The organism is Azospirillum palustre, assembly GCF_002573965.1.
Taxonomy (GTDB): domain Bacteria; phylum Pseudomonadota; class Alphaproteobacteria; order Azospirillales; family Azospirillaceae; genus Azospirillum; species Azospirillum palustre.
This window is the reverse complement of the sequence record NZ_PDKW01000041.1, coordinates 735,719-758,594: the sequence shown is the minus strand read 5'-3', so window position 1 is coordinate 758,594 and position 22,876 is coordinate 735,719. Positions and strand designations below refer to the sequence as shown.

The following is a 22,876-nucleotide window of genomic DNA, read 5'->3' as shown; positions in this document are numbered from 1 at the left end:
GCCTTTAACCCCTGTTCAAGGGTGAAGATCGAAGGTCGTTGCTGTGATTGGGGGGATCAATTCATCTGGCTGGGGCGCGTCAGGCGATCGATCTCTTCCTTGACGTGCAGCTTCTCGAGTTTGAGGCGCTTTACTGCGCTCTCATCCGGCCATGAGCGCTTCTCCTCGTCGAGGATCGCCCGGTCCAGGCGCATGTGCTTTTCCTGCAGAGACGAAAGGCGAGCTTCAGTGTGCATGAGTCGCTCTCCATGTGATCAGTCCGCGTACCGCCTCAATGTGACGGTCCGGTAACAGCAGTGTTCACCCATCCGAACCGCCGAACAACCTTAATCTTGCGTTTTATGCGGTCAAACCATGCGAAAAGATGCCTCAACCGTTCAGACGTATGACAGTGGGTCGCAGGGGTGGGGTCTTGAAATCACTTCGCGCATCACCATCCGGAGGCGAACAGACCCTTTGAACCAAAGGGTTATGTCACCTGTGGCAAGTCAATGGCCGATTCAACGATGTCGGAGAGTGCCCTGCGCAGTTCGTCACGGCCAGGCTGGAGCACCAGCGCGCGGCGATACCAGCCGGCAGCCTCGCCCTGGCATCCCAGCCGCTCCAGGATCGCGGCGAGCCTGACGGCGACGGAGGGAACCGTCGGATCGAGGCGGGCGGAGCGTCGCAACGCCTCTGCCGCCGCCTCGGGCCGGCAGAGGCTGTCCAGCGCGATGCCCCATCGATGCAGCACTGCCGCACCGGTGCCGAGCCGGGCCGCCCGGCCATAGGCTTCCGCCGCCGCCGCGCTATGGCCGGCTTCGCGTTCGGCATGGCCAAGCCCCTCCAGCGCCGTCAGCAGGGCGGGCGACAAGGCCAGGGCATGGTGGAACCGGCGGGCGGCATCCTGCGGCCGGTGCAGGGCGCGCAGGATCTTTGCGTGGTTGACCGCCACCTCGGTCGCTCTGGAGTCCAGGGTCAGCGCGCGGGTGAGCAGCCCGTCGGCCTCGTCGAGCCGGCCAAGCTGCGCGACCAGCAGGCCATAGCGGTGCAGGGCGTCGGCCTCCGCCGGCTCACCGGCGAGGATGCGGCGGTAAAGACGCTCCGCCTCGTCGAATCCGCCGGACTGATGACGGTCGAACGCCTCGGCAAGCAGGCCAGCGCTGTCGCTCATGCGGTCGGAGCCAGGGCCGCCAGCGCATGAACCGCCCGCCGGGCCGCGTCGGCCAACCCCTGGCCTTCCTGCGGCTGGATCAGGCGCATGGTCGGAAACCAGGGCCGGACGCCGGCGCCGATCTGCGTCCAGTCGCGGGTGCCGAGCCGCCAGACCGGCGCGCCCAGCGCACCCGCCAGTTCGCCGACCGCGATGGCCGGCGAGATCACCAGATCCAGGTTGGCGATCAGGGCGGAAACGCCTTCGAAATCATCCTTCAGGTTCAGGTCGTCCCACCGGTACAGCCGGCGCGTTGCCGTCTCCACCCGGGCCAGTTCGGCGGTGCAGTCGCCATATTGCAGCATCACCACGCTGACGCCGGGCATGTCGAGCAATGCCGCCCAGTCGGCAAGGCCGGTGTAGGCGGCGGCACGCTGCGCGGTGACGATCTGGCTGCGCCATGCCAGCCCCACCTTCAGGCCGGGCAGGGCGGCGAGGCGGTCGCGCCACCGGGCGACGAGGCCGGGATCGGGGCGCAGATAGGCTGGACGGTCCGGATAACGCGCCACCCTGTCGCGGACCAGGGCGGGCAGGTTCCCCGCCGGCATCTGCAACTCGCAATCCGGCGGGTCGATCGTCTCCTGCCCGGCGGGGTCCGCCGTCTCCGCCCGTACCGCCACCCAGGGAAAGGAGCGGGCGAACAGGCTGACCAGCCGCCGGTCGCACTCGACGGTGACCGGCCCATCCAGCCCGTTCAAGGCGTCGAAGCAGGAGGCGAACAGAATCTCGTCGCCGACGCCCTGTTCCGACCAGACCAGCAGTCGCCGGCCCCGCAGCGCCTCGCCCGTCCAGACCGGCCGGTCGATGCGGCGGGCCCGTTGCAGCTGCCGGGCGGAGAAGCGGCGCGAATAGCCGGCCCAGCCTTCCGCGATGCGCCCGTTGGCGAGATCCATCAGCCCGAGATTCCAGGCCGCCAGCGCAAAGCCGGGATCGGCCCGCAACGCGCGGTGCAGATGGCTCTTCGCCTCGTCCAGTTGGCCGGACAGCGTCGCCATGGTGGCAAGGTTGTTGTTGGCCTCGGCCGACTCCGGTTGCAGGGCCAGGGCACGGCGGTAATGGCCGGTCGCCTCCAACGTCTGCCCGGTCAGTTCGCAGGCATGGCCGAGATTGGCATGGGCTGGAATATGGTCGGGCTGGATGGCGATGGCGCGGCGGTGCAGCCGCACGCCTTCGGCCGGCCGTCCGGCGATCTGATGGACGAGGCCGAGATGGGTCAGCGCCTCCGGATAGGCCGGGTGCAGGGCCAGCGCGCGGGCGAAGGCGAAGGTTGAGTCGGCGTGGCGCTTTTCCATTTCATGCACCAGACCCAGATGGTTCCAGGCCTGGGGAAAGACCGGATCCATGCGCAGCGCTTCGCCGATCAGGGCGAGCGCATCGTCGCTCCGCCCGGTCTGGTGCATCAACAACCCGAGCAGATGCAGGGCATCGGGGTGGCCAAGGGCTTCGCGCCGGGGATCGGCGGCAATCACGGCACGGTATGCCGCTTCCGCCTCATCCGGCCGGCCGGTGCGGTGAAGGTCGGCGGCATGGTTCAGCAGCGCATCGAAATCGGCGGGCGTTTCCGGTTCGGGAACCGCTTTTTCCCCAGGAGCAGGCTTGGGCTCCTGAATCATGGCGCGCAATGCCTGGGCGATGGCTCCAATGATCGAATCCAGCGCTTCGCCCGGCCCCGGCTGGAACAGACGCATGGTCGGGAACCAGGGGCGGGCCTCAGTGCCCAGTTGGGTCCAGTCGCGGCCGCCGAAGCGCCAGACCGGAAGCCCCAGCCCACCGGCCAGCTCGCCCGCCGACATCGCCGGCGAGATCACCAGATCGAGGTTGGCGGTCAGCGCCGCCGCGCCATCGAAATCGTCCTTCAGGTTCAGATCCGCCCAGCGGTGGATGGTCACGCCGAAGCGCTCCTCCGCCGCCCTAATCTCGGCCTCGCAGTCGCCATACTGCAAATTGACGAAGGTCAGGCCGGGCACGGCGAACAGCGGTCCCCAATGCTCCAGCATCACGTAAGAAGCCTTGCGGTCGACGGTCATCAGCTGGCTGCGCCAGCCGATGCCGACCTTCAAGCCCGGCCCCAGCGCCGCCAGCCGCTCCCGCCACCGCTCCACCAGCGCCGGGTCCGGCACCAGCCAGGGGCCTTGCGGCTCGAAGGCGGACAGGCTGGCGCGCAGCAGTTCCGGCAGGTCGCCCGCCGCAACCTGGAGGTCGCAGTCGGGCGGATCGATGGTTTCCCGCAAGGCCTCGCCGAAAGCGTCACCGGTGCAGCTTTCGGCCCGCACCGTGGCTGTCGGAAAGGAGCGGCGGAACAGCGGCACCAGACGCGGATCGCATTCGATGGTGACCGGTCCGCCCGCCCAGGCGACGACGTCCGGATAGCAGGAGGCGAACATCATCTCGTCGCCCACGCCCTGCTCGCGCCAGATCAGCAGCCGCTTGCCGCGCAGCACCTCTCCACCCCAGCGCGGAATCGGGAAGCGCCGGTTCGGCACCGCCTCGCCGGCGGCGAAGCGCCGCTCGTACCCGGTCCAGCCGCGCCCGATGTCACCGTGAAGAAGCGCCAGCAGAGACAGGTTGTAGGTGGCGGTGGCAAGGTCGGGCTGCTGGGCCAGCGCCTCCTCGAAGCAGGCCGCCGCGTCCTCGTAGCGCCCCTGCGCCTGCAAGGCGTTGCCGAGATTGTAGCGCGCCTCCACGAACTCCGGGTGCAGGTCCAGCGCCTGCCGGTGGCAAAGCTCCGCCTGATCGGGACGGCCCAGCCGCTTCAGGACGCTGCCCAGATTGTTCAGCGCGGCGCTGTGGCGCGGGTTGCGCTTCAAAGCCTGGCGATAGGCGATCTCGGCACTCTCGAAAGCGCCCTTCTGTTGCAGGACGGCGCCCAGATTGTAGAAGGCGGTGGCATCGTCGGGGCGGTGCCGGGTCACCAGCCGGTGCTGTGCGATGGCCTCGTCCAGCCGGCCGGCCATCGCCAGCGCGTCGCCGAGATTGTTGTGCGCCTCCACCATCCCCGGCGCCAGCCGCACCGCGTGGTCCAGCGCCGTCACCGCCCCGTCATAGCGGTGCAGCGCGGCATGGCCGTTGCCGAGATTGTACCAGGCCTTGGCATAATCCGGCTTCAGCGCCAGCGCCTTGGCGAAGGCCCGCTGCGCCTCGTCGTGACGGCCAAGGGCTGCAAGCGCATTGCCCAGATTGTGCCGCCGCTGCGCCCCCTGCGGGTCCAGGATGGTGGCGTTGCGGTGGGCCTGCGCCGCCTCGTCCGGCCGTCCAGCGGCGAACAGTGCGCTGCCCAGATTGTCCCAGTAATCGGCGACGCCCCTGGTCTGCGCCAGGGCCTTGCCGATCAGGGTCACCGCCTCTTCCGCATGGCCCGATTGCAGGGCCAGCACCCCCAGAAGATGCATCGCGTCGGCGTTGCGCGGGTCTTTGGTCAGCACGTCGCGATAGCCGCGCTCCGCCTCGGCGACACGCCCGGCCTGATGGTGTGCCACTGCCTGCGCCAGCATGTTGGTGTGCTTCGCCACGTTCCGGCCCCGTCCCTGACTGCCCGCACCCTCAAAGGGAGTGCCATCATCGGTGGATCACGGTAAAGATGCCATTGATATCGGCGGGGAATCGACCTGCAGAAAAGGCCGGCGGGAGAGGGGAGAACACGCGATGGCAGGGTCACGCTCGTCCTTGCGGGGCGGGGTGCGCAGGGGGCTGGCGGGAATCGCCGTGCCGCCCGCGGTGAAGCTCAGCCGGCAGGCGGACGCGCGGGCCGCGGCCGGCGACGCGGCGGGGGCGGAGCCGCTCTATGCCCAGGCGCTGGCCGCCGACCCGACTCTCGCGGGCACCCACAACAACCGCGGCAACGCCCTGCGCGCGCTTGGCCGTCTGGACGAGGCCGCCGCCGCCTACCGGGCCGCCGTCCTCCATGGCCTGCATGAGGGGATGGCGCACTACAATCTCGGCTCCGTCCTGCGTCAGGCGGAGCGGCAGGATGAGGCGGAAGCCGCCTTCCGTCAGGCGCTCGCCCTTCGTCCCGACCATGCCGAGGCGTGGAACAACTGCGGCAACCTGCTGCGCGACCTCGGCCGCTTTGGCGGGGCGGCGGTGGATTACCGCCGGGCTTTGGCCCTTCGGCCGGACTGGGCCGATGCCCACGACAATCTCGGCGCCGTGCTCTATCTGCTGCACGAACAGGGCGGGGAGGAGGATGCGGCGGCGCTGGCCCGGCTGTGGCGGCGCGACCATCCGGACAACCCGCTGGCCCGCCACATCGGCGCCGCCATCGCCGGCGAGGAGGCCGACCCGCGCGCCCCCGACGACTATGTGCGCCAGACCTTCGACCTGTTCGCCGATGAGTTCGACCGCAAGCTGGCCGAGCTGGATTACCGGGCGCCGGCCCTTCTCGCCGGCCTGCTCTCCGACGAAGAGCCGGCCGGCGACCTCGACGTGCTGGATGCCGGCTGCGGCACCGGGCTGTGCGCCGAAGCGCTCCGGCCCTATGCCCGCCGGCTGGTCGGTGTCGATCTGTCGGACGGCATGCTGAACCGCGCCCGTGCCCGCGGCCTGTATGACGGGCTGCACGAAGCGGAGCTGGTCGGCTTCCTTGCCACGCATCGGCTGGCCTTCGATCTGGTCATGGCGGCCGACGTGTTCTGCTATTTCGGCGTCCTCGATGACGCTCTGGCCGCCGCCTGCGCCGCGCTGCGCCCCGGCGGCCGGCTGGCCTTCACGGTGGAGGCGCTGGATCCGGCCGACGGTCGGCCCCACCGCGTCGCCACCCACGGCCGCTATGCCCATGCCGAAGCCTACATCCGCACCGCGGTGGCGAATGCCGGGCTGATGCTGCGGCGATGCGACCGCGACCGGCTGCGCTTCGAAAGCGGCGAACCGGTGACCGGGCTGGTGGTGCTGGCCGGGCGCCCTGCGGGTTAGGCGGGCGGTTCAGGAACGCCGCTCAGGACCGGCGGCGCGGCCGGCGGAACGGAGCGGGCTTGGGGTCCGGCTTGACCGGCTGCGGGGGCGGCGCGGGCCGGACCAGCGCGTCGGCCTCCTCGACGCGGCCCAGCGAACGCAGCGCCAGCGCCAGCGTGTCGCGTGGCACCGGATGGGCCGGGTCGATGCGGACGGCGTGGTGGAGCGGGGCCAGCGCCGCGGCGGCATGGTTGGTCGCGGCCAGCGCGATGCCGAGATTCAGCGCCGCCGACAGGAAATCCGGCACCAGGGCGAGCGCGTTGCGGAAGGCGATCACCGAATCCGCGCGCAGCCCGGCGGCGTACAGGGCATTGCCCAGAAGGAAGGCGATGTCGGCATCCCGCTGGTCGAGTGCCGCGGCCCGGATCAGGTCGGCCAGCGCCGGCGTCACTTGCCCGGACTCCAGCCGCAGCCGGCCGCGCGCATGCAGCAGATCGACCAGCTTTTCCCGCGCCGGATCCAGGGCCGGCTCGATCCGCAGGGCGCGCTCCAGCATCGAGGCGGTGGCGTCGATGGCGGCCGGATCGCCGCGGCCATGGCGGGCGAAGGCGCGGTCGGTCCAGGCCTCCGCAAAATCGGGGCGCAGGGCCAGCGCGCGGCGGTAGGATCCCTCGGCCTCGTCCGGCCGGTCGAGCCCGCGCAGCAGATTGCCGCGGTTGGCGTGAATGTCGGCCGCCTCCGGCCGCAGGGCCAGCGCCTTGCCGATCAGCGTCAGGCCGAACTCTCCCCGGTCGATCTGTCCGGCAAGCACGCCCAGGTAATGCAGGGCGTCCGGCTGCTCCGGCTCGACATCGAGGATGCGGGTGTAGAGTTCCTGCGCCTCGCCGAAACGGCCGGCGAGATGCAGGTCGAGCGCCAGCGTCAAAGCTTCGAGGATGGTGGCCATGGCTCAACGCTTTAGGACGACCGGTGCCGTCACCGCAAGCGCGTGAAGGGGAGTATCTTAGATTTCGACATAAATATTTTCCCTGCCGGAAATCCCCTTTCGCTGCACAGGTTAGAAACCCCACTGCAAATAAGTGTAAAGAAACTCTTTACGCACAGTCCAGGTTAAGGTAATTTAATGTTCGATATTCACCGATCCGGACAATCTGGTCATGAACGTGGCGGTGGCCACATCGACGGTCTCGCGGCCGTTCGCCTTCATGACGCCCCGCGGCAGCGATGCCGTCGAACCAGGGGCCGGCACCCGGACTCCGCCCTCCAGCAATGTCCCGCAGGCGGAAGCCGAGACGGCCGGTACAACCGAGCCGCTGGTCAACCGCTTCCCGACCGTCGCCTTCAGCTATGACACCGACGCCTCGCGGCTGGTGATGCTGTACCGCGACCCGGCCAACGGGAAGACCGTCTCGCAGATTCCGACCGAAGCCGCGCTGAAGCAGTACAAGGAAGCCCAGCAGACGGAAAAGGACGCGGAACGCGCCTCACTGCTGAAGCTGACGGTCGGCGAAAGCGGACAGGGCGGACAGGCGGGAGGGCAGGCGGACGGCCGCTCTGCGGCCTATGGGCGCGGCGGGAGCGATGGGCCGGCGACGGCCGGCACCGCCACCGCTTCCACCCCCCGGACCGCGGCTCCGGTCACGTCGACCGCTTCCGCCGCCGCGGCATTTGTGGCACACTCCGCTTCGGTCGCGACCACGTCCGCCGGCACATCCGCCGGTCGGGTCAATGTCGTGATCTGAGGACGCCCTGTTCCAAGGGCGCGGGTTGCAGGGGGCTGGATGGGCATGGATGTCACGTCATCGACCGCGGGTGCGGCGATGTCCCTGATGCAGGCACAGGGGCAGATGGCTTTCGGCGTCAAGGCGTTGAACCAGAATGCCGAACAGCAGCAGGCGACGGTCGAAACCCTGATGCAGTCGGGCAATGGTTCCGGTGGCGGCTCCGGCGGCGGCAACGTCACGCCGACGCGCGGGCAGAACCTGAACATCACCGTCTGAGTTCTCGCCGGCGGATCCCGGCAGTCGGGTTTCCCGTCGGTCAGACTTTCGAATCGAGCAGGGACGTCAGCATCTCGTCCTGGGTCCGGACCACGGCGACATTGGCGCCATAGGCCCGGCTGGCCGCCATCTGATTGACGCGCTCGGTTGCCAGATCGACGTTCGGCGCCGCGACCATGCCGTCGCCGTTCGCCGCACTGTCGTCGGGCGCATACTCCTGCAAATAGGGTGGCGTGATCGGCGTGAAGCTGGTGCGCGTGCCGGGATTGGCGTCGCTCTGCGCGACCACGATGGGCTGGTAGGCCGCGCGCTTGCCGTCCGTACCGCCGTCGGTGCTCGGAACGGCCCCGGTGGAGCGCACATTCGCGACGTTGGCGGCCGAGGCGTCGAGCCGCCGGGTCTGGGCGGTCAAACCGCTGAGCGCGATGCCGATACTGCCGACCATGGCGGTCCATTCCTTGTCCGACGGCATATCGGGGAACCTTAGCACATCGGATGCCGGACACCAGCGGAGCATCGCCGGCCTGTAGCAGCCCTATTGCAATCGCCGCTGTATCTTTCGCGGGGCTTGCGCCATTATCGGGCAAACGGCCGCCGCTCCTTTCCCTTGCCGCCGGTATCCCGCCGGTGCTTTCGGCCCTGATGGGACCGGTTCCAATCGAGCCGGCCCAGATGCGAGACGGGAGCCGCCGCCTGAATGCCGAACGCCGCCTTTGCCCTGACCATCGCCGGCCTGACCGACGTTGGCCGCGCCCGTTCCCGCAACGAGGACGATTTCCAGGTCAGCATTGCCGGGGGATTCGCGGTTGTCTGCGATGGCATGGGCGGCCATGCCGGCGGCGACATCGCCAGCCGCAAGGCGGTCGAGGTGATCTCCGGCATCCTGCTGGACCATGCGCCGTCCGATCCGATCGCTGTGGTGAAGCGTGAGGACGCCGACCGCACCCAGACCGACCCGGCGGCGACCGAGCCGGCGGTGCGCCATGCGCTGTCGGTTGCACGCTCTGCAGTGCTGCAGGCCAACCGGGCGATCTACGAGCTGAATCTGGCCCGTGGATTCTCGTCGGGGCGCGGCATGGGCACCACCGTCGCCGGGCTCTGGCGGATTCCCGGAACCGCCTGTATGGCGGTGTTCCATGCCGGCGACAGCCGGGTCTATCGCCTGCGCGACGGGGAACTGCGCACCCTGACCCGCGACCACAGCCTTTATCAGATATGGCTGGACAATGGTGGGCGCGGAACCGCACCGCAACGGAACATCATCGTCCGCGCGCTCGGCACTGCGGAGGAAGTCGAGCCGGAGGTCAGCGTGCAGACGCTGATGCCGGACGATGTCGTCATGCTCTGCTCCGACGGGCTGAACGGCATGCTGCCGGACGGTGTCATCGCCCGCATCCTGCGTCAGGAATCCGACCCCGCCCTTGCCGCCGCCGCGCTGGTGGACGCCGCCAATGCGGCCGGTGGGATGGACAATGTGACGGTGGTGGTCGCACGCTTCGCCGCGACCGACTGACCGTCCCGGCAAAATCCAATTATCGGGCCTTGCCGGTCGCCCTGCCGGTCAAGGCCCGGTGGCGATGAAGCGCGCATCCGCCAGCATCGCCGGGGCATCGTCCGGCAGCGCGGCCAGCGCATCGGCCAATGCGGCCAGATAGTCGGCTGCCGGCTCCTGCTCCGGCCGCGGGGTGGCGAAGAGAGGCTCCGCCGTGGCGATGGTCAGCAGCATTTCGGTTCCATAGGGCGGGCCGATGGTCCAGGAACGCCCGGCCCCCGGTTTCCCGTCCTCCCCCCTCTCGCCCAGCCGGCGCGATGCGCCTGCGGCAAGCGCGATGGCGCTGTCCGACGGGTTGGGGAGCAGATGCACGACGCTGCCGTCGATGGTGAAATAATCGACCTGCACCTGGACCGGACGGGCCGGCGCCCGGATCTCCAGCATCAGCGGATCGCCGGCATTCAGCGCCGGCCCCTCCAGCATGCTCACCGTCAACGGCTCGGCCAAGCCGCGGTTGGCGTCCAGCGCCGTGGCGACGCTGCCCAGAGGGGCGCAGAACCGCGCATCCGCAGTGGCGAGGTCGAAACCATGGTCCCAGCCGGCGGCAAGGGTCTCGACCGTTTCGCGCACCGCCGTCTCCGCCCGCTCCCCGGCGACCGTCCCCGAAACCAGCAGCCTCCCCCCGGTGGTTTCCACGCCGACCAGTGCGCAGGGAATGGAGCGCAGCGCCGCCGCCACCGCCGCGACCGGCGGCTGCCGGGGGGCTGCCGGGGGAGGGGCCGGCGGCAGGGAGGGCGCCGGTGCAGGGGGCGATACAGGGGAGGATGCAGGCGGCTCGGCTGCCGGTTCGGAGTCGGGTAACGCGTCTTCGACCATCGCCTCGGGTGGCGGCAGAGGCGGGGCAGGCCGGTTCAGGACCGCTGCCGCAGACAGGCCGCCCAGCACGGCAACGCCGCCGAGCAGCAGCGGCCAGCGGCGGGCGCGCGCCGGTGCCAGGCCGGCCGACGCAACGGACGCCTCGTTCAACGCGCTGACGGCCCGAAGCAGTGCACCTGCATCCGGAAACGCCGCAGTTCCATCGTCGCGCAATGTCGCCAGCAGGGCAGACACCCCCGGCCGCTGGTCATGCCCGGCCAGAAGCCGTTCGGCCAGTCCCACGGCGGCGGCCAGATCGTCGCGCCGGTCCACCGCTGCCGCGGTCAAGGCCGCACGTCCAAATCCGGCGACCACCGCGGCCGGTCCGGCACGCAGCACGGTGTCGGCACCAAGCGCGCCATGGATCACGCCGGCCCGATGGGCTGCGGCGAGCGCGTCCAGCACGCGGCCCAGCGTCGCGACGGTGTCCCCCCACTCCAGCGGTCCGTCGGCCAGCCGCGTGGCGAGCGTCGGCCCATCGGCCGGTGCCGTGGCGACGAAGGCGGTGCCGGCAAGCTCGCCGGAGGCCAGGATTGCGGGAATGGCCGGGTGGGACAGCCGGGCCGCGGCGCCCGCCATCCGCCGGAACCGCTCCAGCCCGGCAGCATCGGCGCACAGGCGGGCCAGCGGTACGGTCCACAGCGCCACCGCCTGTCCATTGGCATCCAGGGCGCGGTGCAGCCGGGCGTCGCCGTCCTGCCGGATCAGGTCGAGCAGCCGGTAACGGCCCAGCCGCTTCTCGCTCTCAACCGCCGTCCCGTCCCGCCGCATTCCCGCTCCCTGGCCCCAGTCGCCATAACCGCGTCGCTGGTATAGCCGCAGGGCCTCGCAACGGCCAAGTCCCAGGGTACCCACCCGTAAGTTTCTGTCCCAATGGCCGGTCCTGTCCAACGTCCTGGTCCTGTGACGACGAACGGCCGGTAACCTTTCGTTAGCCATGAGGCAGGAAGCTGGTACCGCGCGCCGCATCTCTGCGACCCGCATGTGCACCACCCGGCGCGGAGCCTGCTGCCTTGCCCCACACCCTCTCCCTATCCCAATCGTCCGGCCCGAACCTGTCCTGGCTGAACGGGGCGGCGCTCTACCAGATCTATCCGCTCAGCTTCCGCGACCATGGCGGCGACGGCTGGGGCGACCTCGACGGCGTGATCGAGGGACTGGACCATGTGGCCTCGCTGGGGGTCGACGGGGTGTGGATCAGCCCCTTCTACCCGTCGCCGCGCACCGACTTCGGCTATGACGTCGCCGACCACCGGGCGGTGGATTCGCGCATGGGCAATCTCGCCGTCTTCGACCGGCTGATCGAGCGCGCCCATGGGCTGGGTCTGAAGGTGCTGGTCGATCTGGTCTGCGGCCACACCTCCAACGCCCATCCCTGGTTCGTCGAGAGCCGCCGGTCCCGCGACAACGACAAGTCGGACTGGTATGTCTGGGCCGACGCCAAGCCCGACGGCACCGCGCCGAACAACTGGCTGTCGGTGTTCGGCGGCGCCGCCTGGAACTGGGAGCCGCGGCGGCGGCAATATTACCTGCATCATTTCCTGTCCAGCCAGCCGGCGCTGAACCTGCACCACCCCGCGGCGATGGATGCGCTGTGCGAGACGGCCGAATTCTGGATGGAGCGCGGAGTCGACGGCTTCCGCATCGACGCCGTCGACTTCTTCGCCCATGACCCGCAGCTGCGCTCCAACCCCGCCGCCGTCTGGCGCGGGTCCGAACCGCCGCTGAAGCCTTTCGCCTTGCAGCAGCACATCTACGACATGATGCACCCGGCCATCGGCAGCATCCTGTCCCGCCTGCGCGAGACGGTGGAGCGCTATCCCGGCCGCGTCCTTCTGGGCGAGCTGTCCAGCCAGCCCGGCGCCGGCCAGCGCATCGCCGCCTACTGCACGCCACAGGGACTGCACGCCGCCTACACCCTGTCGCTGGCCAAGCAGCCCTTCAGCGCCAAGGGGTTCGCCCAGGCCTTGAGCGCCGCCGGACGGCCGGAGTCGATCTGCTGGAGCCTGTCAAACCACGATGTGGAGCGGGCCGCCAGCCGCTGGCTGCCCGCCGGTGCCGATCCACAGGCCTTCAACGCCTTGCTGGCGATGCTGGCCGCGTCGCTGCCCGGCACAGTCTGCCTCTATCAGGGGGAGGAGCTGGCCCTGCCCAACGCGGTGCTGGAGCAGCACCAGCTGCGCGACCCGTTCGGCATCACCTACTGGCCCGATTTCCAGGGACGCGACGGCAGCCGCACGCCGATGCCCTGGCGGACCGCCGAACCCCATGCCGGCTTCACCGTCGCCGACCCCTGGCTGCCGGTGCCCGATGCCCATCGCGACCTCGCCATCGACCGGCAGGAACGGACCGCGGGCAGCCCGCTGGCGGTGTGGCGTGCCGCCCTTTCGCTGCGCCGCGACCTGGAGGCGTTGCGCAGCGGCGGCGTCACCGCGGTGGAAGAGCATGGCGACCTGCTGTCCTTCGAGCGCTGTACGGCAGATGACCGTCTGCTCGCCATCTTCAACATGGCCGACCGGCCGGCGGAATTCGCCCTGCGCGGTCGTGGCGAACCGGAAGCCCTGCCCATTCCCCGTGCGCCGGGCGCCCTGCCGCCGGAGCTGACCGCCGATGGGCGGACGCTGGTGATGCCGCCGCTGTCGGTCTTCCTGGGACGCCTGCGCACCCCCGCCTGAGCCGTCCCCGCATACGCTCTTCGAGGGTGCTGGCCACACCCTCGAAAGGCAGGCATGCACATTTATGCGATGCAGGGCGCCGCATCGGATGCTTTGTTACACTCTCGCCTAAGTCGCTGAAATTCCCTGATTCATCGCGGGTCGTGGAAATTGTCGGCAATAGCAATAATCTTGCGGAGTAGCGGGAGTGGAAAGAAGAGCGTTTCTCACCAAGGCCGGCGTCGGTGCCGTTTCGACCGTTGCCGCCTCGACCCTCGCGGCCCCGGCCATCGCGCAGAGCCAGCCGGCCATCCAGTGGCGTCTGGCGTCGAGCTTCCCGAAGAGCACCGACATCCTCGTCGGCACGTCCGAAATTATCGCCAAGCGCGTGTCCGAGGCGACCGACGGCAAGTTCCAGATCCGCGTGCATGCAGCCGGTGAGATCGTCCCCGGTCTTCAGGTGCTGGACGCCGTGCAGAACGGCACCGTCCAGTGCGGCCACACCTGCGGCTATTATTATGTCGGCAAGGATCCGACCTTCGCCTTCGACACCGCGATCCCCTTCGGCCCGAACGCCCGCCAGCAGAACGCTTGGTTCCAGTATGGCGGCGGCCAGGAGGTGATGCGCACCTTCTTCGCCAAGCACGGCATCGTCCAGTTCCCGGCCGGCAACACCGGCGCCCAGATGGGCGGCTGGTACCGCAAGGAAATCAAGTCGCTGGCCGACTTCAACGGCCTGAAGATCCGCATCGCCGGCATCACCGGCCAGATCATGGCCAAGCTGGGCGCCGCCCCGACGCAGATCGCCGGCAGCGACATCTACCCGGCGCTGGAAAAGGGCACCATCGACGCGGTCGAGTTCGTCGGCCCCTATGACGACGAGAAGCTGGGCTTCGTCCAAGTCGCCAAATACTACTATTATCCGGGCTGGTGGGAAGGCGGACCCCAGGTCTCGCTCTACATCAACCAGAAGGAATGGGAGGCGCTGCCCAAGTCCTATCAGGCGATCATGACCGCGGCCTGCGCCGAGGCGAACGGCGCGATGACCGCCCGCTACGACGCCGAGAACGCCAAGGCGCTGAAGCGTCTGGTCGCCAAGGGCGCCCTGCTGCGCCCCTATCCGCGCGACCTGATGGAGGCCGCCCACAAGATCGCTTTCGAGCTGTACGACGACATCGCGAAGACCAACCCGGACTTCAAGGCCGTCTACGACAGCTGGAAGCCCTTCCTGGAGGAGGTGCAGCTGTGGTTCCGCGTGGCCGAGCTGCCCTACGACAACTTCACCCAGTCGGCCGGCCGTTCCAAGTGATTCGCTCCAAGTGATCGGCTGCGGGTTCTGACGGAAGGCAGGGGGGTGGCCGGTCGGGCCGCCCCCCTTTCTTTTTCAGGCCAGATAATTCAGCAGCGACAGCTTCTGCGTCTGGCCGGCGACGGTGTAGGTCGCCTGCTGGACATTCATCGCGCTGCTCAGCCGGGCCGCGACCTCGGTCTGGTCGATGCCCTCGATGGTGGCGACGCGGTCGGTCAGGGTGGCGACCGAGTCCGTGTGGGCGTTCTTGTTGGTCTCCAGCGTGGCGGCGTCGGACGCGACCTTGGCATGGACCGAACGGATCTGGTCCGATGCCTGGGTCAGCATCTCGCGCGCCTGGGTGCTGTATTCGGTCCATTTGCCGGGGTTGGCCGCCGCCGTCCGCACCAGCTGCATCGCCTTCACCAGCGTCTGGAACGCCTGATCGTCGGCGCTGACCCCATAGGTCAGGTTCAGATTGTCGTCGATCGTCACCTGCGACTTGCGGTACGCGTCGGGATTCTTGCCCTTGGTCAGATATTCGGAATCGTAGAAGGGCAGGTCCGGCGGCTCGGCATTGGGCACGGCGGTCTGGCTGTCCTGCTCCGGCGGCAGCGTGCCGACCGAGATGGTGTTCTGCAAAGACCCGTTCGTCACCTTGGCGCTGGTCGTGAACAGCGACGACCGGCCGGGGTGGTTGGGATCGGCATTGGCCGTGCTGGTCAGCGCGATGCCCGGACCGTTGCCGAGCGCGTCGATGGTGACCGGCGGGGCAGGGTTCAGGTTGCCGAACTGCTGGCGCAGCTTGTCGGCCACCTGACCGACATCGGTGACGCCGGCGGCATAGTCGGTGTCGCTGACCGTGTAGCTGACCTTGTAGGACTGGTAGGGCGGCAGGTCGTGCGGTTCGGTCGGATTCTTCAGATAGTAGTTCTGGTTGTAAGGATCGTCGGGATCGCCGACCGCGACCGTGAATTCGAAGGTGTCGCCGATGTCCACCGCCGCACCGTTCAGGGTGAAGCGGTCGATCTGCGGCAGGGTGCCCGTCGGCGCCTGGGTGGTCGACGGCGCGGTCGCGGTGTTCTCCACCGTGGCGGAGTTGACGACGCGGGCGGACAGGTCGAACTTCTGCCCAGGCTGCTGGCCGACCAGGGAGATGATGCCGTTGGAGGTCGACACCGTCATCGGCAGGGGCGGGTTGGCCGCGTTGATCTGGGTGGTCAGCGTCTGGGCGACGAAGGTCAGCGTCTTCGGGTCTGATGCCTGGATCTGATAGCCGAAGGTCTTGCCGGAGACGCTCACCTCGAAATAATCGTCGGTGTTCACCACCGCGCCGTTCAGCGTGATCTTGCTGGTCTGCGTCGTCGCCGTCAGGTCGGTGACCGGTTCCGTCCCGAAGCGCGAGCCGGCGAACAGGTAGCGGTCGCCGAAGCGCTGGTTCAGCAGCGCCTGGATGTCGCGCATCGCGCCCTCGGCGCGGTCCTTGACCTGGTCGGCCTGCGGGAAGCTGACGGAGAAGCTGCTGCTCGACGCCGCCTTCAGGCTGTCGAAGGTCAGGTTCAGGATCGCGCCCTCGCCGGGGCCGCCGGCGATGTTGAAGTTGTAGCCCTTGCCGTCGTTGGGCGGGGTGGTGCCCAGGTTGATGGCGCGGGTGGTCTTGCCGCCCAGGCCGTCGGTCACGGTGACGTCGAAGGTGCCGTTGGTGCCCTGCTGCGACGGGACCGCGGTGACCGTGTATTTGGCGCCGACCGTCAGCGTCGACTTGGACGCGTCGATCGACAGCTTCATCCCGTCGGGGTTGGTGTTGGTCGGGGTGGTGACGCTGGCCGGGCCGGGCTGGAAGGGGAAGGTCGTGCTGGAGGTCCAGCTCGATATGATCGACTCCATCGAGGTCAGCACCTTGTCCGTCGCGGCGACGCGCGGTGCGGCGGTGTTGATGCTCTGGATGTAGTTGGTCTTCTTCGCCATCTCCGCCCGGAGGTCCAGAAGCTTCTGCACCTCCGGACCGTAGGCGTTCAGATCGACCGACTTCTTCCCCGTGGTCAGCTGTTCGGACAGCTTGTTGATGTCGTTCTGGCCCCCGGACAGGTTCCGGACAAGGCTCAGATATTTCGAGTAGCTGCTGACTCCCGTTATCGAGCTCATCGGACCACCGCCTCCAGCGCATCAAACATTGCATTGGCCACTTGCATGACCCGTGCCGAAGCCTGGTAGGAGGTCTGGAGCTGCTGGAGCTGGGCGATTTCCTCGTCGATGTTCACGCCGGTCTGCGACTGGTAGCGCTCGCTGAGGAGCTGCATGGACTCCTTGTTGGAGTTGGCGGCGGTGCTGGCGGTCTTGGCCGCGGCCATCCAGGTGCCGGTGATGGCGCTGCCCATGGCGCTGTAGGTGGTGTCCTTCATCTGCAGGCCGTCGGCGCTGAAGCTGCGGCCGGCGGCATTGACCGCCTTGACGATGTCGTCGATGGCCGACTGCTTGATTTTGCTGGTGTTGTCCAGGAGCTTGGCGTTGATGTTGATGGTGAAACGGTCGGTTCCGGTGAAGAACTGGTTGGCCTGTTCACCGGCCGCGGCCGTGCCGCCGTTGTCGTAGGCGTCGGCGAAGCTGGTGGGCTCGCCCGGCTTGGTCGGGCCGGTGAAGGCCTTGGCGAATTCGTCCAGCTGCGAGCGCAGCTTGCGGATGATCTCCGTCGTCGGGTCGCCGCTGGCCGGGGTCGGCGGCTCGGTGGTCGAGCCGTCCTTGCGCATCTGGATCAGCGAGCCGAGCTTGCCGGTGGTCAGGTGGTTGTTGATCGAGGTGACTTGATTGCCGACCTGTAGGTTGATGTTGCCGCCGTCATAGGAAAGATTTGCCGGCTGCGCGTCGACCAGCGCCAGGCCCGACGGGGTGAAGATCGCCAGCCGGCCGTCCGGCCGCTCCACCGTGCGGATTCCCATGTAGGTGCTCAGTTCGCGGACCAGCCCGTCGCGCTTGTCGGCGACGGTGTTGGCGGCGGACCCCTGTCCCTGCAGCGACACCGAATCGTTGTTGATCGCGTTGATCTGCTTCAGCAGGTCGTTGACCGTGTCGACCGACTTGGTGATGTCGGTCTTCATGTCGCGGTCGATCTGCTCCACCCCCTCCGACACGCGGCGGATCTCGCGCGAGAAGCTTTCGGCCGCCTGGACCAGCTGGTACTGGGCGGTCTCGTCCTCCGGCGAGGTGGACAGCGTCTTGATCGCGGCCTGGAACTTGTCGGAATAGTCGTTCAGCAGCGGCGTCCCGTTGGTGGTCCGCATCAGGTCGCCCAGCTGCTGCATGTAGGTGGTCGTCACCTGCGATCCGCCATCGCGCGAGGTCAGGTCCATGACCTGTGCCATCAGCGCCTTGTCGACCTCCCGCCGATAGGTCGTGCTGACCACCTGGCCGCTGGCGTCCACCGACTGCTGGGCGGTGTGGCGCGTGCGGTTCGGGTCGTTGGCCTGCGCGATGTTGTCCGAAACCAGCTTGACGCTGGTCTGGACCGTGCGCAGCCCGGCCGTGGCACTGTTCAAGGCTGCGAAGAGGGACATGGCGGGAGACCTTTCACGGATCGGGATGGTCGGGGCGGTGCCGGGACGGCTGCCGCCCCCCATTCAAACGATCAGGGAACCGGCGATCGGGAAGCTGGCGATCGGTAGAGAAGCGATCAGGCAATCAGAAGGTCAGGGCCGCGCTTAGCGCTTCAACCCCAGCACTTCCTGAAGCATTTCGTCCGAGGTGGTGACGATCTTCGCGTTGGCGGAATAGCTCCGCTGGGTGACGATCATCTTGGTGAACTCGTCGGCGATGTCGACGTTGGAGCTTTCGACGCTGTTCGCCACCACGGCACCGGCGCCGTTCGTCTCCGGATCGTTGAAGTTCGGCTTGCCGGCCTCTTCGCTCTCGATGAAGACGCCGCCGGACTCGCGCTGCAGGGCGTTGGGATTGTTGAAGGTGATGATCGGCACCTTCGCCACCATCTTCGACCGTCCGTTGTCGTAGTTGACCATGACGGTGCCGTTGTCGCCGAACACCACGTCCTTGAACTGCCCGCGTGGCGCGCCGTTCTGGACCAGCTGGGTGACGTTGATCTCCTCGCCGGCATATTGGGTCAGGCCGCCCGGCTTCTGGTACTTGCCGAGGTTCAGCGTGATCTGCTGCGGGCCGAAGCCGTAATCGACGGTGAAGGTGACGTTGGCGTCGGATCCCGCGGACTGGTTGGCGGCGCTGACCGCCGAGCCGGTGCCGACCAGGGCCGTGGAGATGTTGGTCAGCGTGCCGACCGTCTCCGGGGTCTTGCCGAAGGTCAGGCCGATATGGGCCGGCGTCTGGCCGGCGACGGCACTCTGGTCCAGGGTGAACTGGGCGGCGGGGGCGTCGACGACCGTGCCGCTCGCACCGGCCGCCGTCAGCGTGTTGCCGCTGGCGGTAGCACCTGGGACGACCGAGGCGAAATACTGCATGACCTTGGCCGGCGTGTCGTACAGGCCGTAATTGGCGTTGGTGATCGTCAGCGGATAGGTCGTGCCGCCGGAGTCCGTGATGTTGTAGGTGTCGCCGATGTCGATGGTGGATCCGCTCAGCGTCACCGTGCCGGTGCCGGTCATCGTGTTGGTGTTGGTCGGGCTGGCCGCGGTCTTGGAGGTGACGGTGATGACGCCGCCCTGCGCGGTTGCCGTCACCGGCAGCGAGGTGTTGGAGTTGATCTTGTTCGCCAGCGCCGCGGTGATGTCCTCCATCGTCATCTCTTCGCCGGTGGTGCTGTAGGTCACCGCCGTGCCGTTGATGCTGAGGGTGTACTGCGTGCCGATGTCGCCCGGCGTGCCGGTCAGGGTCACCGTGCGGCTCTGGCGCACACCGGCCACGCTGGAGACCGACGGCAGCGAGCTCATCGTGTTCACCGCGGTGGAGGAATTGGTCACCGTGGCGCTGGAGGTGACGTTGGTGTTCACCGCATTGGCCTGGATCGACAGGATGTTGCCGGCCGACGAGGCGGTGACGCTTGATCCCAGCGCCTGGTTGATCTTGCCGGCCAGCTGGGAGACGACGTCGCTCACCGACGAATAGCTCTGATAGGTCGCGGCGGTCACCGTGTAGCTGATCGCCGTGCCGTTCACGTTGATGGTGAAGGAGTCGCCGACCTCGACCTGGGTCTGCGGGAACTGGAACTTGTCGATTTCACCGGAACTGGCGGTCGCCGCCGTCGAGGTCTGGTTGACGATGGTGTTGGTGGTGTTGGTGCCGGACACCACGTCCGTGTTCAGCTTGAACGGCGTGCCGGGGTTGCGGGCGGTCACGCGGATCGTCTGGCCCGACGAGGTGGCGAGCACCGAGGCCGCCGGCGAGGCGGAGTTGATCTGGTTGGCCAGCGCACCGGCCAGACCGGAGTAGGTGCGGATCGACCCGATGTTGTCGGCGGTGACCTTCAGGCTGTAGTTGGTGCCGTCGACCTTCACCGAATAGGTGTCGCCGATGCGCAGATTGTCCTGGCCGTTGGTGTTGTTGCCGGCGATGGTGATGACGTTGACCTGAGCCACCGCCGTCTGGCCGGCGATGTTCTGGCCGAAGGTCACGGTGGCGGGGTTGCCGGTGAAGGTGCCGTCGACCGGCTTGGTGTTGGAGCCCGGCGCGTCCAGGACCATGCGCCAGCTGCTGTCCGCCTGCTGCCGCCACTTGAAGTTGACGGTGCGCGGGTTGCCCTGGCTGTCGAAGATCTGGATGCTGCTGTCGGGGACCTTTTCGCCTTCCTTCGGCGTCGCCGGCAGGTTGGCCGCCAGGTCGATGGTGTTGGTCGCCACCGGCTTGTCGATCAGGGAGTTGACCTGGATCGGCGCCACCTGGTCCTTGTGCAGGACGCCCGTCACCGGATCGACCAGCCAGCCGTTCAGGGCATAGCCGGCGCTGTTGACGAGATAGCGGCTCTTGTCCAGTTCGAAGTCGCCGGCGCGGGTGTAGAAGGCGGCCGACGAATTGACCGTGCCCGTCTGCGTCTGCACCAACGTGCTGGAGCCCTGGGTCGCCACCTTGGTGACGCTGAAGAAGCCCTGGCCCTGGATGGCGATGTTGGTCGGGCTCTGCACCTGGGTCAGGCTGCCCTGGATGTTGTTCATGAAGACCGGCTGCGCCGTGACCCCGCCCGGCTCGTGCAGACGCTGGCTGGACTGCAGGACCATCGTCTCGAAGGCCGAATCGACACGCTTGTAGCCGATGGTTGAGCTGTTCGCGATGTTGTCCGAGATGTGTCCGAGCGCCTTCGACTGGGCATTCAGGCCGAGAACGGCGGTTGTCATCGAACCGAAGATGCTCATGGCCGGGGGTCTCCGATAGAAAGGGCAAAGGTCTTCTGCGCCCTATCTAGCAAGCGGAGTGCCAACTGCCGCTTCGGATCCAAGCCATTGAAAATGCTATATTCTTTGAACAAGCTGTACGGCGGGGCCGGAAATTGCCGCCCGGTAGGAAAGTTTCGCCTAGTGCCGCCGGGGCGGAGGGGCAGAAAGCTCCCGCCGAAGTTGCCGCTTCTACCGGGCGGTCCGGACGGCGCGGGCGGCCTGCGCCTTCAGCACGGCGGCGGCGGTGCCGAGCGTCGTGGCCCAGTCGCCGGGGCGCGGCTGGCGGAACAGGCGCAGCGACGGGTACCAGGGGCTGTCGGCCCGGTCGAGCAGCCAGCGCCAGTCCGGCACATGGGGAAGCATCAGCCAGCACGGCACGCCCATCGCCCCGGCAAGATGGGCGATGGCGGTGTCCACCGTCACCAGCAGGTCGAGGTTGGCGAGAATGGCGGCGGTGTCGGCGAAGTCGCGCACCCGCTCCATCGCGTTCGGCACCCTCACGCCGGGCAGGCGGTCCAGCCCGGCGGCGGCCTCGCCGGTTTGCAGGCTGACGAAGCGCACGCCCGGCACCATCAGCAGCGGCAGCAGGGCCGCCGCCGGGATCGAGCGGTTGCGGTCGTTGCGGTGCTGGGGGTTGCCGGCCCACACCAGCCCGACCCGAAGGGCGGCACTGTCATTCTCCGGTCCATCCAGCCCGTCCAGCCGGTCGCGCCAGCGGGCGATATCGCCGGGATCGGGGGCAAGATAGGGCACGGCGGCCGGAATGTCCGACAGGCCGGTGCCGAAGGCCCGCGACAGGCTCATCAGCGGGCAATGGATGTCATGCGGCGGCGGATCCTCGCCGCGCGACAGCACCTGGATCGACGATCCCAGGCAACGGTTGAACAGGCGGTAGAGCAGCATATGGCTTTCCAGGATCACCCGCCCGCCGCCCGCCGCGGCGATCTGCGCCACCAGCGGGGCATAACGGACGAACTGGATGGCGTCGCCGAAGCCCTGGTCCATGTGCAGCAGGATGGTGGCGCCGCCCGGCGGCTGTCCGGCCCAGGGCGGGGTGGCGAAGCGCTGCCAGCGGTGCTCGAACCCCTCCCATCCCGCGCGCAGGTCGCCGCGCACCAGCCGCCCCACCGCACGGGCAAGATGGGCGTCGGCACGGGAGGGCTGGCGCGCCAGCACGGCGTCGAAGCAGGCCTCCGCCTCGTCGAAGCGGCGCTGGTCGCGCAGGACGGTGCCGAGATTGAGCAGGGTCGCCGCATGGCCGGGCCGAAGCCGGGCCGCACGCTCCAGCCAGCGCCGCGCATCGGGATAGCGCGCCAGCGCATGCAGGGAGGCGCCTTGCGCCTCGAGGGCGTCGCCGTCGGCCGGATCGAGCGCCAGGGCGCGCCGCAGAACCGGTTCCGCCCGCTCCGGCATCTCCGCCGCCCGCAGGGCCGCTCCCAGATGGCCCCAGGGCGCCGGGGCGGACGGACGGACGCGCACCGCGCGGGCGATCCATCGCACGGCGGCCGCCGCGTCGCCGGTCTGCGCCCGCAGGACGCCGGACAGGTGCAGCGTGTCGGGTTGGGCCGGGTCCGCCGCCAGGATCCGCCGGTAGGCCTCGGCTGCCGCATCGGCATGGCCGGCCATGTGGTGGTTGACGGCGGCGTTGAGAGCGTCCAGGAGTGTAGCCATGCCCTCTTCTCTACACCGGCCGGCCGGGCAGAGCGAGGATCGAAGAACAGCGAAAATTTCAGGTCAGCGAGAGCTGACGATCAGGAGCCCGTCACGGCAATGGACGACCGCCTTCCGACGCATCTCTGGGTCTCGGCCCATATCCGCACGGCCGATTCCCAGGGCGTGACGATGACCGTGGTCCGCAAGGGCGACCCCAGCCGCGGCACCGTGATTCTGAAGATCAACCGGCTCGACCGGACCTTCTCCGTGCTGGTCCAGACGCGCGAGGCCGATGGCGAGCGGCTGTTCTGGGCGCGCGGCACCGGCGCCGACCCGGTGCCGGAGGCCGATGCCGACGCCTACATCGCCCGCCAGCTCCGCTACGACCCCGATGTCTGGGTGATCGAGGTGGAGGACCGCCAGGGCCGGCATTGGTTCGACGGGCCGGTACGCTGACCGCCGCTCA

The 22,876-nt window shown here is 68.4% G+C and carries 17 protein-coding genes; 7 read left to right on the top strand and 10 right to left on the bottom strand.

Going from position 1 to position 22,876, the window contains the following annotated elements:
• Positions 1–56 precede the first annotated feature (56 nt).
• The 3 genes from CRT60_RS17105 to CRT60_RS17095 all read right to left on the bottom strand — a co-directional run bounded on the left by CRT60_RS17105 (position 57) and on the right by CRT60_RS17095 (position 4,701).
• A complete protein-coding gene (locus CRT60_RS17105; protein ID WP_098737714.1) occupies positions 57–236 on the bottom strand; it encodes a YdcH family protein in 180 nt (59 codons plus the stop codon).
• 233 nt (positions 237–469) lie between these two features.
• The gene (locus CRT60_RS17100; RefSeq protein WP_098737713.1) at positions 470–1,153 is read right to left on the bottom strand and encodes a tetratricopeptide repeat protein; all 684 of its coding nucleotides are present in this window, start codon (positions 1,151–1,153) and stop codon (positions 470–472) included.
• Entirely contained in the window at positions 1,150–4,701 is a 3,552-nt protein-coding gene (locus CRT60_RS17095) for a tetratricopeptide repeat protein (protein ID WP_098737712.1), read from the bottom strand. The genes CRT60_RS17100 and CRT60_RS17095 overlap by 4 nt, the downstream gene beginning before the upstream one ends.
• A 133-nt stretch (positions 4,702–4,834) precedes the next feature.
• On the opposite strand from CRT60_RS17095, the gene CRT60_RS17090 reads away from it, so the two are divergent.
• Entirely contained in the window at positions 4,835–6,100 is a 1,266-nt protein-coding gene (locus CRT60_RS17090; protein WP_098737711.1) for a tetratricopeptide repeat protein, read from the top strand.
• Positions 6,101–6,122: 22 nt separating this feature from the next.
• Here the strand turns inward: CRT60_RS17090 and CRT60_RS17085 are convergent, their stop codons facing one another.
• On the bottom strand, positions 6,123–7,025 hold the full coding sequence (locus CRT60_RS17085; RefSeq protein WP_098737710.1) for a tetratricopeptide repeat protein: 903 nt from the start codon (positions 7,023–7,025) through the stop codon (positions 6,123–6,125).
• A 211-nt stretch (positions 7,026–7,236) separates the two neighbouring features.
• On the opposite strand from CRT60_RS17085, the gene CRT60_RS36200 reads away from it, so the two are divergent.
• The gene (locus tag CRT60_RS36200) at positions 7,237–7,821 is read left to right on the top strand and encodes a hypothetical protein (RefSeq protein WP_098737709.1); all 585 of its coding nucleotides are present in this window, start codon (positions 7,237–7,239) and stop codon (positions 7,819–7,821) included.
• A 45-nt stretch (positions 7,822–7,866) separates the two neighbouring features.
• The gene (locus CRT60_RS17075) at positions 7,867–8,079 is read left to right on the top strand and encodes a hypothetical protein (protein ID WP_143273295.1); all 213 of its coding nucleotides are present in this window, start codon (positions 7,867–7,869) and stop codon (positions 8,077–8,079) included.
• 40 nt (positions 8,080–8,119) lie between these two features.
• On the opposite strand, the gene CRT60_RS17070 is transcribed toward CRT60_RS17075, so the two are convergent.
• Positions 8,120–8,551, bottom strand: a complete 432-nt coding sequence (locus tag CRT60_RS17070; protein WP_244592551.1) for a flagellar basal body rod protein FlgC — start codon at positions 8,549–8,551, stop codon at positions 8,120–8,122.
• A 225-nt stretch (positions 8,552–8,776) separates the two neighbouring features.
• On the opposite strand from CRT60_RS17070, the gene CRT60_RS17065 reads away from it, so the two are divergent.
• Complete coding sequence (locus CRT60_RS17065; RefSeq protein ID WP_098737707.1) at positions 8,777–9,592, top strand: PP2C family protein-serine/threonine phosphatase; 816 nt, start codon at positions 8,777–8,779, stop codon at positions 9,590–9,592.
• Between the two features lie 48 nt (positions 9,593–9,640).
• Here CRT60_RS17065 and CRT60_RS17060 read toward each other — a convergent pair whose 3' ends face one another.
• Complete coding sequence (locus CRT60_RS17060) at positions 9,641–11,257, bottom strand: DUF4384 domain-containing protein (RefSeq protein ID WP_098737706.1); 1,617 nt, start codon at positions 11,255–11,257, stop codon at positions 9,641–9,643.
• 242 nt (positions 11,258–11,499) lie between these two features.
• On the opposite strand from CRT60_RS17060, the gene CRT60_RS17055 reads away from it, so the two are divergent.
• Both CRT60_RS17055 and CRT60_RS17050 read left to right on the top strand, forming a co-directional pair.
• Positions 11,500–13,161, top strand: a complete 1,662-nt coding sequence (locus CRT60_RS17055; RefSeq protein ID WP_244592550.1) for an alpha-amylase family glycosyl hydrolase — start codon at positions 11,500–11,502, stop codon at positions 13,159–13,161.
• Between the two features lie 187 nt (positions 13,162–13,348).
• On the top strand, positions 13,349–14,449 hold the full coding sequence (locus CRT60_RS17050) for a TRAP transporter substrate-binding protein (RefSeq protein ID WP_098737704.1): 1,101 nt from the start codon (positions 13,349–13,351) through the stop codon (positions 14,447–14,449).
• Between the two features lie 75 nt (positions 14,450–14,524).
• Here CRT60_RS17050 and CRT60_RS17045 read toward each other — a convergent pair whose 3' ends face one another.
• The 4 genes from CRT60_RS17045 to CRT60_RS17030 form a co-directional block, all read right to left on the bottom strand.
• Positions 14,525–16,573 (bottom strand): hypothetical protein, encoded by a 2,049-nt coding sequence (locus tag CRT60_RS17045; protein WP_098737703.1) that lies wholly within the window; start codon positions 16,571–16,573, stop codon positions 14,525–14,527.
• Complete coding sequence (gene flgK, locus CRT60_RS17040) at positions 16,570–17,979, bottom strand: flagellar hook-associated protein FlgK (RefSeq protein ID WP_098737702.1); 1,410 nt, start codon at positions 17,977–17,979, stop codon at positions 16,570–16,572. Before flgK ends, CRT60_RS17045 begins: the two co-directional genes overlap by 4 nt.
• A 144-nt stretch (positions 17,980–18,123) precedes the next feature.
• The gene (locus CRT60_RS17035) at positions 18,124–20,736 is read right to left on the bottom strand and encodes a flagellar hook-basal body complex protein (protein WP_098737701.1); all 2,613 of its coding nucleotides are present in this window, start codon (positions 20,734–20,736) and stop codon (positions 18,124–18,126) included.
• A gap of 210 nt (positions 20,737–20,946) precedes the next feature.
• On the bottom strand, positions 20,947–22,428 hold the full coding sequence (locus tag CRT60_RS17030; RefSeq protein ID WP_098737700.1) for a tetratricopeptide repeat protein: 1,482 nt from the start codon (positions 22,426–22,428) through the stop codon (positions 20,947–20,949).
• Positions 22,429–22,527: 99 nt separating this feature from the next.
• On the opposite strand from CRT60_RS17030, the gene CRT60_RS17025 reads away from it, so the two are divergent.
• Positions 22,528–22,866: a DUF1491 family protein gene (locus CRT60_RS17025; RefSeq protein ID WP_098737699.1), complete on the top strand. Its 339-nt coding sequence runs from the start codon at positions 22,528–22,530 to the stop codon at positions 22,864–22,866.
• Positions 22,867–22,876: the final 10 nt, after the last annotated feature.